Origin of the sequence: Allobosea sp. AAP35 (assembly GCF_001295925.1) — a bacterium.
Classification (GTDB): domain Bacteria; phylum Pseudomonadota; class Alphaproteobacteria; order Rhizobiales; family Beijerinckiaceae; genus Allobosea.
Window position 1 is genome coordinate 26,081 of record NZ_LJHQ01000028.1, and the last position, 13,951, is coordinate 40,031.

Sequence of the window (13,951 nt, forward strand, 5' to 3'; positions counted from 1 at the left end):
GCTTTTTGCTGTCTTTGTCTGGCGTCGGTGGCTGGTCGTCAGCCTGCGAAGGCTTCGTCCAGGAAGGCGTTGAGCTGGGCGAGATGCTTCGACATCAGGCCCGTGGCGGTCGCTGCCGAGGCCGGGCGCCCGACATAACGGGCCCGCTTTGACTTCGAGCCGGCATGGCCCAGAACCCATTCGAGATAGGGCTCGACGAAGGTCCACGAGCCCATGTTCTTCGGCTCTTCCTGGCACCAGACCACGTCGGCGCCCTTGAAGCGCGCCAGTTCCTGCGCCAGCGACTTCAGCGGGAACGGATAGAGCTGCTCGACGCGCATCAGGTAGACATCGTCGATACCGCGCTTCTCGCGCTCGTCCAGCAGGTCAAAATAGACCTTGCCCGAGCAGAGCACGACCCGGCGGATCTTGGCATCCTTGACCAGCTTCGTCGTCGAGTTGCCGCGCTCGGCGTCGTCATGCAGCACGCGATGGAAGGTCGAGCCCTCGGCAAGGTCCGCCAGATCGGAGACGCAGCGCTTGTGGCGCAGCAGCGACTTCGGCGTCATCAGGATCAGCGGCTTGCGGAAGTCGCGCTTCAGCTGCCGCCGCAGGATGTGGAAATAGCTCGCCGGCGTCGAGCAATTGGCGACCTGCATGTTGTCCTCGGCGCACATCTGCAGGAAGCGCTCGAGACGGGCGGAGGAATGCTCCGGACCCTGCCCTTCATAGCCATGCGGCAGCAGGCAGACGAGGCCCGACATGCGCAGCCATTTGCGTTCGCCCGACGAGATGAACTGGTCGAACACCACCTGGGCGCCGTTGGCGAAGTCGCCGAACTGCGCCTCCCAGCAGGTCAGGGCGTTCGGCTCCGACAGCGTGTAGCCATATTCGAAGCCGAGCACGGCCTCTTCCGAGAGCATCGAATTGATGACCTCGTAGCGCGACTGGTCGTCCCGGATATGGTTGAGCGAGGTGTGGCGGGCTTCCGTCTCCTGGTCGATCAGCACCGAATGGCGCTGCGAGAAGGTGCCGCGCTCGCTGTCCTGACCCGAGAGACGAACCGGGTTGCCGTCGAGCAGCAGCGAACCGAAGGCCAGCGCCTCGGCGGTCGCCCAGTCGATGCCCTTGCCGGTCTCGACCGCCTTGCGGCGGTTGTCGAGGAAACGCTGAATCGTCTTGTGAACGTTGAAACCCGGCGGGACGGAGGTGATCTTCTCGGTGATCTCCTTGAGCACGGCCGCATCGACGCCGGTCGCGCCGCGCCGCGGATCGTCCTCGTCGGCGCGGATCGCCTTCATGCCGGCCCAGCGGCCGTCGAGCCAGTCGGCTTTGTTGGGCTTGAAGGCCTGGCCGGCCTCGAACTCGATCTCGAGCTTGGCCTTCCAGGCGGCGCGCGCCTCGTCGAGTTCGCCGGGCGCGATCACGCCCTCGGCCTCGAGCTTGGTCGAGTACAGCTCCAACGTCGACTTGTGGCTGCGGATCTTGCGGTACATCAGCGGCTGGGTGAAGCCCGGCTCGTCGCCTTCATTATGGCCGAAGCGGCGATAGCAGAACATGTCGATCACGACCGGCTTGTGGAACTTCTGCCGGAACTCGATCGCGACCTTGGCGGCGAAGACCACCGCTTCCGGATCGTCGCCGTTCACATGGAAGACCGGAGCCTCGACCATCTTCGCCACATCGGACGGATAGGGCGAGGAACGCGAAAAGCGCGGATAGGTCGTGAAACCGATCTGGTTGTTGATGATGAAATGGATCGAGCCGCCCGTCCGATGGCCCTTCAGCCCCGAAAGGCCGAGGCATTCGGCGACCACGCCCTGCCCGGCGAAGGCGGCATCGCCATGTAGCAGCAGCGGCAGCACCTTGGAGCGCTCGACCACGTCGCCGAACTGGTCCTGCTTGGCACGCACCTTTCCCAGCACCACCGGATCGACGATCTCGAGATGCGAGGGATTGGCGGTCAGCGAGATGTGGACGTTGTTGCCATCGAACTCACGGTCCGACGAGGCGCCGAGATGGTACTTGACGTCGCCCGAACCCTCGACGTCGTCGGGCGCGAACGAGCCGCCCTTGAACTCGTGGAACAGCGCGCGGTGCGGCTTGCCGAGCACCTGGGTAAGCACGTTCAGGCGGCCGCGATGGGCCATGCCGAAGACAATGTCCCGCACGCCGAGCGCGCCGCCGCGCTTGATGATCTGCTCAAGCGCCGGAATCAGCGACTCGCCGCCATCGAGGCCGAAGCGCTTGGTGCCGGTGTATTTCAGGTCGATGAACTTCTCGAAGCCCTCGGCCTCGACGAGCTTGTTCAGGATCGCCTTCTTGCCTTCCTTGGTGAAGGCAATCTCCTTGTCGGGACCCTCGATGCGCTCCTGCAGCCAGGCCTTCTGCTCGGGGTCGGAGATATGCATGAACTCGATGCCGACCGTGCTGCAATAGGTCCGCTGCAAAACGGAAACCATCTCGCGGATGGTGGCGAACTCCATGCCGAGCACGTTGTCGATGAAGATCTTGCGGTCGAGATCGGCCTCCGTGAAGCCGAAGGCCTGTGGCGAGAGCTCGCCGGAATTGTCGGCGGTTTCGATGCCGAGCGGATCGAGCTTGGCATGGAGATGGCCGCGCATCCGGTAGGCGCGGATCAGCATGATGGCGCGGACGGAATCGCGCGTCGCCTGCTGCACATCGGCCGCCGAAATCTCGACGCCCTTGGCCTGCGCCTTGCCCTTGAGCTTGTCGGAAACGACCTTCTCGACCACGGCCCAGTTGCCGTCCAAGGCTGAAACCAGTTCGCCATTGGCATGGACAGGCCAGTTCGGCTTGGTCCAGGACGCGCCCTTGGCATTTTGGATGATGGACTGGCCATCATCCTTCAGGCCGGCGAAGAAGCCTTGCCACTGCTCATCGACCGACTTGGGGTCGGCCTGATAACGGGCATAGAGGTCCTCGATATAGGCCGCATTGCCGCCATAGAGGAAACCCGTCTGCGCGAGAGCCTCATTGATATCCTGGCGAGCCATGGTCGTTTCTACCCTTTTCCTGCCTGCCTGCTACGTCGTCGTGCTCGGGCTTGACCCGAGCATCTCTGCGGGAGCGTGGCTCGGGGAGGGATGGTCGGGTCAAGCCCGACCATGACGCCCTTTTGCCGCTCTTCGGGCCTCAGCCCTTCAACACCTCGACCAAGGTCTTTCCAAGGCGCGCCGGCGAGGGCGAGACCCGAATTCCGGCCGCTTCCATGGCCGCGATCTTGTCTTCCGCGCCGCCCTTGCCGCCCGAGATGATCGCGCCCGCATGGCCCATGCGGCGGCCCGGAGGCGCCGTGCGGCCGGCGATGAAGCCGACCATCGGCTTGGAGCGGCCGCGCTTGGCCTCGTCCTTGATGAACTGCGCGGCGTCTTCCTCGGCCGAGCCGCCGATCTCGCCGATCATCACGATCGAGGTCGTCTTCTCGTCGGCCAGGAACATCTCCAGCATGTCGATGAACTCGGTGCCCTTGACCGGGTCGCCGCCGATGCCGACGGCCGTCGTCTGGCCGAGACCCTCGCGCGTGGTCTGGAACACCGCCTCATAGGTCAGCGTGCCCGAGCGCGACACGATGCCGACCGAACCCGTCTTGAAGATGTTGGCTGGCATGATGCCGATCTTGCATTCGCCGGCGGTCACGACGCCGGGGCAGTTGGGCCCGATCAGCCGCGACTTGGAGCCGATCAGCGAGCGCTTAACCTTGACCATGTCGAGCACCGGGATGCCCTCCGTGATGCAGATGATCAGCGGGATCTCGGCGTCGATCGCCTCGCAGATCGCATCGGCCGCACCCGGAGGCGGCACATAGACCACCGACGCCGTGGCGCCGGTCTTGGCCTTGGCCTCATGGACGCTGTCGAAGACCGGCAGGCCGAGATGGAGCGAACCGCCCTTCCCCGGTGAGGTGCCGCCGACCATCTGCGTGCCATAGGCGATCGCCTGCTCGGAGTGGAAGGTGCCGTTCTTGCCGGTGAAGCCCTGGCAGATGACCTTGGTGTTCTTGTCGATCAGGATGGACATGGTTGCTCCTCAGGCCTTCTTGACCGCGGCGACGATCTTCTGCGCGGCGTCGTCGAGATCGTCGGCCGAAATGACGTTGAGGCCCGAGGACGTGATGATGTCCTTGCCTTCCTGGACGTTGGTGCCTTCCAGGCGCACGACCAGCGGAACCTGAAGCCCGACCGCCTTCACCGCCGCGATGACGCCGCGCGCGATGACGTCGCACTTCATGATGCCGCCGAAGATGTTGACGAGGATGCCCTTCACCTTCGGATCGGCGGTGATGATCTTGAACGCCGCCGTCACCTTCTCTTCCGAGGCGCCGCCGCCGACATCGAGGAAGTTGGCAGGGCTCTCGCCGTAGAGCTGGATGATGTCGAGCGTCGCCATGGCGAGACCGGCGCCGTTGACCATGCAGCCGATCGTGCCGTCGAGCGCGATATAGGCGAGGTCATATTTCGAGGCCTCGATCTCCTTCTCGTCCTCTTCCGTGGTGTCGCGCAGGGCAACGACCTCAGGGTGACGATAGAGCGAGTTGGAATCGAAGGAGATCTTGGCGTCGAGGCACTTGATCTGGCCGGCCGTGGTCACGATCAGCGGGTTGATCTCCAGCATGTCCATGTCCTTGGCCACGAACGCGGTGTAGATCTGGGCGAGAACCGCGCCGGCCTGCTTGGCCTGGTCGCCCGAGAGGCCCAGGATGCGGGCCATGCTGCGGCCGTGATGGGGCATGATGCCGGTGGCGGGATCGACCGAGAAAGTCTCGATCTTCTCCGGCGTGTCATGGGCGACGGCTTCGATGTCCATGCCGCCTTCCGTCGAGACGACGAAGGCGACGCGCGAGGTCTCGCGATCGACCAGCGCCGACAGATAGAACTCCTTCGAGATGTCCGAGCCGTCCTCGATATAGAGGCGGTTGACCTGCTTGCCGGCGTCGCCGGTCTGCGCGGTCACGAGCGTGTTGCCGAGCATTTCCTTGGCGTGGCTCTCGACCTCTTCGACCGATTTGGCGAGGCGCACGCCGCCCTTCGCATCAGGGCCGAGTTCCTTGAACTTGCCCTTGCCGCGGCCGCCCGCATGGATCTGGCTCTTCACGACATAAAGCGGGCCGGGCAGCTTCTTGGCGGCCTCGACGGCTTCCGCCACCGTCAGCGCGGGGAAGCCGGCGGAGACGGGCGCGCCGAACTCCTTGAGGACGGCCTTGCCCTGGTATTCGTGGATGTTCATGCGAGGTTTTCCTTGGGAAGCGAGTGGCGAATGGCGAACGGCAAGTGGAGGATGGCCAGCGAACTATTCGCCACTCGCCATCTCGCCACTCGCTCTATCTCACGCCAGTGACGAATCGATGGCCTTGCAGGCTTCGATCAGGCCCTGAACGGAAGCCACCGACTTCGACAGCATCTCCTGCTCGGCCTTGTTGAGGCGGATCTTGACGACGCGCTCGACGCCCTTGGCACCGATCACGACCGGCACACCGAGGAACATGTCGCGCACGCCGTACTGGCCCTTGAGCGAGGCGGCCGCCGGCAGCACGCGCTTCTGGTCCTTGAGATAGCTCTCGGCCATGGCGATGGCGGATGCGGCCGGCGCATAGAAGGCCGAGCCGGTCTTGAGCAGGTTGACGATCTCGCCGCCGCCCTTGCGGGTCCGGTCGACGATGGCGTCGATGCGCTCCTGCGTCGTCCACTTCATCTTGATGAGATCAGGCAGCGGGATGCCGGCCACGCCCGAATAGCGCACCAGCGGCACCATGTCGTCGCCATGGCCGCCGAGCACGAAGGCCGAGACGTCCTTGACCGAGACCTGGAACTCGTCGGCCAGGAAGTGGCGGAAGCGCGCCGAGTCGAGCACGCCGGCCATGCCGCAGATCATGTTGGGCTTCAGGCCCGAGAACTTCTGCAGCGCCCAGACCATCGCGTCGAGCGGGTTGGTGATGCAGATCACGAAAGCCTTGGGGGCGTAGGTTTTGATACCCTCGCCGACGGCCTTCATCACCTTGAGGTTGATGCCGATCAGATCGTCGCGGCTCATGCCGGGCTTGCGAGGCACGCCGGCGGTGACGATGATGACATCGGCGCCCTTGATGTCCTCATAGGAAGACGTGCCCTTGTAGGCGGCGTCGAAGCCATCGACCGGAGAGGACTCGGCGATGTCGAGGCCCTTGCCCTGGGGGATGCCGTCGGCGATGTCGAAAAGCACGATGTCGCCGAGTTCCTTCAAGCCGGCGAGGTGGGCGAGCGTGCCGCCGATCTGGCCGGCCCCGATGAGGGCGATCTTCTTGCGGGCCATTGCCTAGTCCTTTGTCCTGACGCTGTGAAATGCCGGAGAACCGGCGAAACCGTCGGTTCCTTTGGCCCAAGAGGGCCTTTTGCCGCAAGCCTTGCGCGATATTCCCATCGCCGCCGGCAAAAATGGGATTGATTTCGCATGATTGCCGGCTCTCTCAGCGTTATCAAGAGCTTGGCCGCTCCCTTGCGACCACCATCGTCCATTCGCCGGCAAATCGTCGCGATGACAAGTTACAGATTTTGTCATTTGTTATCGGATTTTTCAGACGACGCCTGTGATCAGCACCCGCAACGCCACATGGATCAAGGTCGCCAGGCGACCGTCGATCGACTGTTGAGGCACATCCGATTCCAGCTCCAGCGCGGCAGGGTGGATGAAGCGATGCGTCGCGTCGATCACGAAGGCGATCGCCCGGTCGCGGTCGCGCGGCTCGAAGCTGCCTGAGGCGATGCCCTCGTCGATCACCCGCTCGAACAGCGCCCGCACCCTGGCACGGTTGCGTCGCGAGATCGCATGGCGCTTTGCCACGGCGAGCGACAGGGCCGCAAACAGATGCGGCTCCTCGGTCAGCAAATCGCGATTGGCCTTGGCCAGCGCCAGGATCAGCCGCTCCAGCTTGTCGTCGGCGGGGTCGGGCCCATCGGCGATGTCGGCCAGGCGCCGCTCTGTCGCCTTCAGCCAGACATCGACGACCGCGTCCACCAGCGCGGCGCGGGAGGGAAAGTAGCGATAGACATTGGCATGGGTCATGCCCGCCTCTTCGGCGACCGCGACCACGGTGAAGCGCTTGAGCCCATGCAGTCGCAGATGCTCGCTGGCGACCGTGAGGATGCGGGTCTCGCTCGGCTCGCGCATGGGCATGGCCTTTATGTCTCCACCAGCCCGCCGCTGTCGCCTGAAGCCGCTGAATCCGCCCGGCCATGCGGCAGACCGAGATAATCGTCGGAACGCATCTCGATCAGCCGCGACACGGTTCGGTCGAACTCGAAGGCCTCGCGGCCTGATGTGGCCCGGTAGAGTTCGTGCGGCTCTGCCTGCGCCGAGGCGACGAGTTTCACATGATGCTCGTAGAGCGTATCGATCAGGATGATGAAACGCTTGGTCTCATTGCGCTGATCGTCCGCCAGCACGGGAATATCGTCGAGCACCAGCGTGTGGAAGCGCTGCGCCAGCGCGATGTAATCGGACGCGCCATAGGCCCTGCTGCAGAGGTCGCTGAAACCCGCCCGCGCCACACCCCTCGCAGCCTGCGGCAGAACGAGATCGTGGCCCTTGACGTCGATCACGAGCCTTTGCCCGCGCGCCACGCCCGAGAGCTTGCGGAAGGCGTCATCCAGCGCAGTTTGCGCCGCCGCATCGGCCGGCACGCGATAGACCGGCGCGCCGCCGAGCTTTTCCATGCGGAAATCGGTGCGGGCCTCGAGCTTCAGCACCTCGACCTTCTCGGCCAGCAGCGCGACGAAGGGCAAGAACAGCGCGCGGTTGAGCCCGCCCTCATAGAGCCGCGACGGCTCGACATTCGAGGTCGCGACCACCACGACCCCGGCGGCGAACAACGCGGTGAAAAGCCGCCCCAGGATCATCGCATCGGCGATATCGGTCACCGTGAACTCGTCGAAGCAGAGCAGCCGCGCCTCTTTGGCGAGATCCGCCGCCACGGGACCGATGGGATCGGGCTCCTTAACCTGACCGGCCTTGAGCTTCTGCCGATAGGCATGAATGCGGCCATGCACATCGGCGAGGAATTCGTGAAAATGAACCCGCCGCCGCTGCGGGACGGTGACCGACTCGTAGAAGAGGTCCATCAGCATGGTCTTGCCGCGGCCGACCGAGCCCCAGAGATAGAGCCCCTTGGGCAGGTCCTTCGCGGCGGTCTTCTTGCCGAAGAGCCAGCCGAGCGCGCTGCTCTTCTGGGCCAGCCGCTGGGTTGCCAGCACCTCCGCCAGCGCGGCCAGCCGCTTCACCACCGCAACCTGCGCCGGATCGCGCTCGATCGCTCCGGATTCGACAAGAGCGGCATAGCGTTGGGTCAGCGTTACGGTCATGTCGGCAACAAGATCATGCGGGCCAGGACGGCAGGCGGGGGAAAGGGCCTCCCGGTTAAGGCAGCCCCGCCCGTCCGGCAAGGGCGCCGTCCGCATCGGGAACGGCGCCGCCGGCACCTGGAATGACGCCATGCACCTGGCCGGAGAAGAGCACGGCGGGGGGCCGCTCAGATCATGATCAGATTCTGCCCCTGGGTGCGGCTCAACCCTCGCACGCGCAGGTTGTGGAGATGTGTGTCGATGAACGAGACTGAACTTTTTCGTTCACGCGACGTTCCGTCATCACCCGGTTCTATCGGGCACCAAGAAACCGAGGAACACCCATCATGCGCCATCTTCTGATTGCAACGGCCATAGCGCTCGGAGCGGCCATCACGCCGGCTGCCGCGAGCGAGACGTTCCAGGGCTCGCCGGCTCTCGACCAGCTTGAGACCACTTATGTTCGGCACAACCGGGAACACCGCATGTGGGAGATCCGGCGGACCCAGGAAATGCAGCAGCGCCGCGGCTATCGCGAACGCGGCTACGGCTATGGCCGTGGCGGCCCGCCGCCTTATTCCCGCGGCTACGATCGTCGCGATCGGCCGCGCTACGATCGCTACTGATTGACGAAGCCTACCGGGGCTCGGTCGAAAGACCGGGCCCATTTTCTTGCGATCGACGAGCCGCCATGCGGTGACGATCGACACGGGCGATGGACGCGAAGCGGACGGGGAAGGCATCGGCCGGCGATTGTGATAGGACCGGCCGCCCTCCCCAAAACAGGTTTGACGTCCATGGCCCAGAAGACCCCCGAACAGCTCACCCGTGAATTCGAGGGCCGCAAGGCCAAGGGGCTGGCCAAGGGCGGGGCGGCGTTCTGGCCCAACATCATCGCCAATGCCGTGCTGAAACTGACTGCGGCCCGCGCCGAGATCACGATTCCCGCCCTCAGCGAGATGATCGCCAAGGAGGCGCAGTCGGCCGAACCGACGGTGAAGGCAGGCGCCACCGAGGCGCTGGCGCGGCTGCGCCAGGCCGTGGCGAAGGCGGAGGGCTGACAGCGACCGCTGCGGCGCGATACGCTGCGACGCTCGGCCGCTCAGCTCTTCCGGGTTCAGCTCTTCCCGTTTTAGCTCTTCCCGTTCTCGCCGCCCTTGTGCAGGTAATCCTTGACCGCGACGACGACCTTGGTGTCGAGCGCGCCGATGGCGTCGTCGTCGCGGCCCTCATAGGGGACCGCCAGCAGGACATGGCGAATGGCGTTCAGCCGGGCCCGCAGCTTGTCGTTGCCGCGCACGACATGCCAGGGCGCAAAGTCGCTCGTGCTGCGGGTCAGCATCTCGTCGAAGGCTTCGGAATAGGCGCTGAAGCGCGGGATCGCCTCGAAATCGATCGGCGACAGCTTCCAGCGCTTGAGCGGATCGTGCCAGCGCGCATGCAGCCGCAGCATCTGCATTTCGGGCCCGATGGTGATGAACAGCTTGATCAGCCGGACGCCGTCACGCGTCAGCATGCCCTCGAAAGCGGGCGCCTCGCGCAGCAGAGCGTCGGTCTGCTGCGGCGTGCAGAAGCCCATCACCCGCTCGACGCCGGCGCGGTTGTACCAGGAGCGGTCGAAGAAGACGATTTCGCCGGCGGTCGGCATCTCCGCAGCATAGCGCTGGAAATACCATTGCCCGGCCTCGATGTCGGAGGGTTTCGACAACGCCACCACCCGCGCCTGGCGCGGGTTGAGATGCTGGGTGAAGCGGCTGATCGTGCCGCCCTTGCCGGCGCCGTCGCGCCCCTCGAAGACGATGACGATGCGCTCGCCCTGCGCACGCACCCAGGTCGCGAGCTTCTGCAACTCGATCTGCAGCGGCGCGAGTTCGGCCTCGTAGCGCTTGCGCTTCATCCGCTTGCCATAAGGATAATCCCCGCTGCGGAAGGCTGCATCGACGATGCTGTCGGGCAGCGTCTTGGCCTCGATGTTGAACCCCATCCGCGCCACGGCCTGGCGCGCCGCGTCGCTCTCGCTTGTCGCGTCCTCGCTCGCCCCGCTCTCGGGCTGCGGCGGACGCTCGGTCTTGGGCACGAGGCGGATCGTGCCTTTAGCCTTGCTGGCGGACGGACTCTTGGCCATCGGTTCACTCCTGGATCGGCAGGCGAGCCTAGCCCGCCTCGCCGGCGAAGGGAATTGACGCGCGCCGGGCTTGGGATCAGGAAAGGCATCCCGCATCCGCCGCCAGCCCCTCGGCCGTGACGTGAAGCGCGTCGAGGTCGTTTCCATGCCTGAAGCCGTCGATCCAACTGCCCGCGCGACGCTGGACCTCGTCGAGGCGATCGGCTCGGCCGCCGTCCTGCTCGACGGGCAGGGCATCGCCCAGGCGCTGAGCCCGGCCATGCGCGGCCTGATGCCGGCGCTGGAGATCGGCCAGCCATTGGCGCTGGTGATGCGCGATCCCGATCTGATCGAGGCGATCGAAGGCGCTGCCCGGCAGGGCGGCCGCCAGGTCATCGAACTCGTCGAACGCGTGCCCGTCGAGCGCACCTTCCGCATCCACATCGCGGCGCTGGGAGGCGCGGTCTGGCGGCGGCCGGTGCTTTTGACCTTCGAGGATTTGAGCGAGCAGCGCGTGACGGAGCGCATGCGCGTCGATTTTGTCGCCAATGCCAGCCATGAGCTGCGCACGCCCCTGGCGTCCCTGCTCGGCTTCGTCGAGACGCTGCAGGGGCCGGCGCGCAACGATGCCGGCGCACGCGACCGTTTCCTGACGATCATGCGCGAACAGGGCCTGCGCATGGCCCGTCTCGTCGATGATCTGCTCTCCCTGTCGCGCATCGAACTGCGCGCCCACCTCGCCCCCGAAACCCCGGTCGATCTCACGGGCATCTCGCGCGAGATCGTCGATTCGCTGACGCTGATGGCGCGCGAACGCGAGGTCACGCTGACCTTGCAGGCACCGGCCGACCCCGTCCGCGTCGCGGGCGATCGCGACGAACTGCTCCGGCTGATGGAGAACCTCGTCGAGAACGCGATCAAATACGGCAAGCGCGGTGGCGAAGTCGTGATCGCCGTCGAGGACGGCCCGCTCGAAGCCAGCGTCGGCGTACGCGACGACGGGCCGGGCATCGCGCCCGAGCACCTGCCCCGCCTGACCGAACGCTTCTACCGTGTCGACACCGCCGCCAGCCGCGAAGCCGGCGGGACGGGGCTGGGCCTTGCCATCGTCAAGCATATCGTGCTGCGCCATCGCGGGAGGCTGACGATCGAAAGCGCGCTCGACCAGGGGGCGACGTTTCGTGCGGTGCTGCCGCGTTTCGGCGCTCCGCCGCGCAAGCCCTGAGCCACAGACGTTAACCGTATATGACAGCTTCATGACCACCTGAATCGCCGGATGTCATGAAGCTGTCATGCAGAAAGTGTTCTGAACGGGTCGCTAACCTGCGACCCAGAGAGGACATCTCATGCGCAAAATTCTCATTCTCGCGGCCGCTACCATCGGTCTGTCCGGCGTGGCTCAGGCTGCCGACATCACCGGCGCCGGCGCGACGTTCCCCTTCCCGATCTATGCTAAGTGGGCGGAAGCCTACAAGAAAGACACCGGCATCGGCCTGAACTACCAGTCGATCGGCTCGGGTGGCGGCATCCGCCAGATCAAGTCGAAGACCGTTGATTTCGGCGCCTCCGACATGCCCCTGAAGGGCGAAGACCTGGAGAAGGACGGCCTTCTGCAGTTCCCGGCCGTGATGGGCGCTCTCGTCCCCGCGATCAACATCGCCGGCGTCGAAGCCCGCCAGATCAAGTTCACCGGCGAGATGCTGTCCGAGATCTATCAGGGCACCATCAAGAAGTGGAACGACCCGAAGCTGGTCGCTCTGAACCCGGGCGTGAAGCTGCCCGACGCCAACATCACCGTCGTCTATCGCTCGGACGGATCGGGCACGACCTTCGTCTGGACCGACTACCTGTCGCGCGTCTCGCCGGATTGGAAGTCGAAGATCGGCGCCAACACCTCGGTGCAGTTCCCGGTCGGTATCGGCGGAAAGGGCAATGAGGGCGTCTCGGCTTCGGTGAAGCAGATCGCCAACTCGATCGGCTATGTCGAGTATGCCTATGCCAAGCAGAACAAGCTGGCCTATGGCCTCGTCCAGAACCGCGATGGCAAGTTCCCGGTTCCGGAGACCGAGTCCTTCCAGGCGGCCGCCGCCAATGCCAACTGGAATGAAGCTCCCGGTTTCGGCATCATCATCAACAACCAGCCCGGCGCCGAAGCCTGGCCGATCACCTCGGCCACCTTCATCCTGATGCACAAGAAGGCCGACAAGCCCGAGCAGTCCGCTGCCGCGCTTAAGTTCTTCGACTGGGCCTACAAGAACGGCGACAAGCTCGCCGTCGAACTCGAATACGTTCCGATGCCTGCCAATGTTAAGGACCAGATCCGCGCCAGCTGGAAGGGCATCACCGACGCCTCCAGCAAGCCCGTGTTCTGATCATCAAACACATCGAGAAGCGGGGGAAACCCCGCTTCTCTTTCTCGACAAGGGTTCGACGTCTCGCGCGACCCTCATCCCGAGCAGCGGTTGCTAGGCGCTCGCTGTTGGGGATGAGGGTTCGGCCCAGAGCCTCGCCTCACTCATAATTTTATCCCATTGGCTTTAAGACCGGAGTTCCACGGATGACTGCCGTGACCGACCCTATGAGCATTCCGGCCGCGCATGTTCAGCGCAAGACGCCGAAGGGCACTTTCGACCTCATCTTCCGCAATGCCAGCTTCCTCTCGGCGCTGTTCGTGCTGCTGCTGCTCGCCGGCATCATGCTGTCGATGGTCATCGGCGGCTGGCCGGCCTTCCGCGCGATGGGCCTGGGCTTCATCACCGGCACGCAATGGGACACGCAGGCCGATGTCTACGGCGCCTGGCCGGCCATCGCCGGGACGCTCTCGACGGCCTTTCTGGCCCTGGTCATCGGCGTCCCGCTGTCGCTGGGAATCGCAGTCTATCTGACGCAGCTCGCGCCGCCATGGTTCAAGCAGCCTGTCTCGACCGCCATCGAGCTGCTCGCCGCCGTGCCTTCGATCATCTACGGCATGTGGGGCCTGTTCGTCTTTGTGCCGCTGTTTGCGGCTTACGTGCAGCAGCCCCTGTCCAATATCGTCGAGGGCATGCCGATCGTCGGCACGATCCTGTATTCGCGCTCGCCTTCGGGCCTGGGCATCCTGACGGCCGGCATCATCCTGGCTTTCATGATCATCCCCTTCGTGGCCTCGATCGTGCGCGACATGCTCGACCAGATCCCCTCCGTGCTGCGCGAGAGCGCTTACGGCATCGGGGCGACGACCTGGGAGGTGGTGCGCCATGTGCTGGTGCCGCAGGCTGGTGTCTCGATCATCGGCGCGATCATGCTGGGTCTCGGCCGGGCGCTGGGCGAAACCATGGCGGTGACCTTCGTCGTCGGCAACGCCAACCGGCTTTCGGCCTCGATCATGGATCCAGGCTCGACCATCGCCTCGCGCATCGCCAATGAATTCAACGAAGCCATCGGCCTGCAGCTGAACGCGCTGATCGCGCTGGGTTGCATCCTGTTCTTCGTCACCTTCGTCGTCCTCGTCATCGCGCGCATCCTCGTCGCACGCGTCAAAGCCTTCTGAGCGGGT

At 64.9% G+C, this 13,951-nt stretch carries 12 protein-coding genes; 5 read left to right on the forward strand and 7 right to left on the reverse strand.

The window, feature by feature from the left end:
* Positions 1–38 precede the first annotated feature (38 nt).
* The 6 genes from IP69_RS11155 to zapE form a co-directional block, all read right to left on the reverse strand.
* Complete coding sequence (locus IP69_RS11155) at positions 39–2,996, reverse strand: 2-oxoglutarate dehydrogenase E1 component (RefSeq protein WP_054142899.1); 2,958 nt, start codon at positions 2,994–2,996, stop codon at positions 39–41.
* Positions 2,997–3,135: 139 nt separating this feature from the next.
* Positions 3,136–4,020: a succinate--CoA ligase subunit alpha gene (sucD, locus tag IP69_RS11160; RefSeq protein ID WP_054142900.1), complete on the reverse strand. Its 885-nt coding sequence runs from the start codon at positions 4,018–4,020 to the stop codon at positions 3,136–3,138.
* Between the two features lie 9 nt (positions 4,021–4,029).
* Entirely contained in the window at positions 4,030–5,226 is a 1,197-nt protein-coding gene (gene sucC, locus IP69_RS11165; RefSeq protein WP_054142901.1) for an ADP-forming succinate--CoA ligase subunit beta, read from the reverse strand.
* A gap of 99 nt (positions 5,227–5,325) precedes the next feature.
* The gene (gene mdh, locus IP69_RS11170) at positions 5,326–6,288 is read right to left on the reverse strand and encodes a malate dehydrogenase (RefSeq protein WP_054142902.1); all 963 of its coding nucleotides are present in this window, start codon (positions 6,286–6,288) and stop codon (positions 5,326–5,328) included.
* A 261-nt stretch (positions 6,289–6,549) separates the two neighbouring features.
* Positions 6,550–7,149 (reverse strand): TetR family transcriptional regulator, encoded by a 600-nt coding sequence (locus IP69_RS11175; protein WP_248306801.1) that lies wholly within the window; start codon positions 7,147–7,149, stop codon positions 6,550–6,552.
* Positions 7,150–7,154: 5 nt separating this feature from the next.
* A complete protein-coding gene (gene zapE, locus IP69_RS11180) occupies positions 7,155–8,333 on the reverse strand; it encodes a cell division protein ZapE (protein WP_054142903.1) in 1,179 nt (392 codons plus the stop codon).
* A 326-nt stretch (positions 8,334–8,659) separates the two neighbouring features.
* On the opposite strand from zapE, the gene IP69_RS11185 reads away from it, so the two are divergent.
* Complete coding sequence (locus IP69_RS11185; protein ID WP_054142904.1) at positions 8,660–8,938, forward strand: hypothetical protein; 279 nt, start codon at positions 8,660–8,662, stop codon at positions 8,936–8,938.
* Positions 8,939–9,109: 171 nt separating this feature from the next.
* Positions 9,110–9,373 (forward strand): hypothetical protein, encoded by a 264-nt coding sequence (locus IP69_RS11190; protein ID WP_054142905.1) that lies wholly within the window; start codon positions 9,110–9,112, stop codon positions 9,371–9,373.
* A 71-nt stretch (positions 9,374–9,444) separates the two neighbouring features.
* Here IP69_RS11190 and ppk2 read toward each other — a convergent pair whose 3' ends face one another.
* Positions 9,445–10,437: a polyphosphate kinase 2 gene (gene ppk2, locus IP69_RS11195; RefSeq protein ID WP_054142906.1), complete on the reverse strand. Its 993-nt coding sequence runs from the start codon at positions 10,435–10,437 to the stop codon at positions 9,445–9,447.
* Positions 10,438–10,582: 145 nt separating this feature from the next.
* On the opposite strand from ppk2, the gene IP69_RS11200 reads away from it, so the two are divergent.
* From IP69_RS11200 to pstC, 3 genes are all read left to right on the forward strand, one after another.
* Positions 10,583–11,641 carry an ATP-binding protein gene (locus IP69_RS11200; RefSeq protein ID WP_082359229.1) on the forward strand — a complete coding sequence of 353 codons (1,059 nt, stop codon included), beginning with the start codon at positions 10,583–10,585 and terminating at the stop codon, positions 11,639–11,641.
* A gap of 121 nt (positions 11,642–11,762) precedes the next feature.
* Positions 11,763–12,788, forward strand: coding sequence for a phosphate ABC transporter substrate-binding protein PstS (gene pstS, locus IP69_RS11205; RefSeq protein WP_054142908.1), 1,026 nt, complete (start codon positions 11,763–11,765; stop codon positions 12,786–12,788).
* A gap of 185 nt (positions 12,789–12,973) precedes the next feature.
* The gene (gene pstC, locus IP69_RS11210; RefSeq protein WP_054142909.1) at positions 12,974–13,945 is read left to right on the forward strand and encodes a phosphate ABC transporter permease subunit PstC; all 972 of its coding nucleotides are present in this window, start codon (positions 12,974–12,976) and stop codon (positions 13,943–13,945) included.
* The last annotated feature ends 6 nt before the right edge of the window (positions 13,946–13,951 follow it).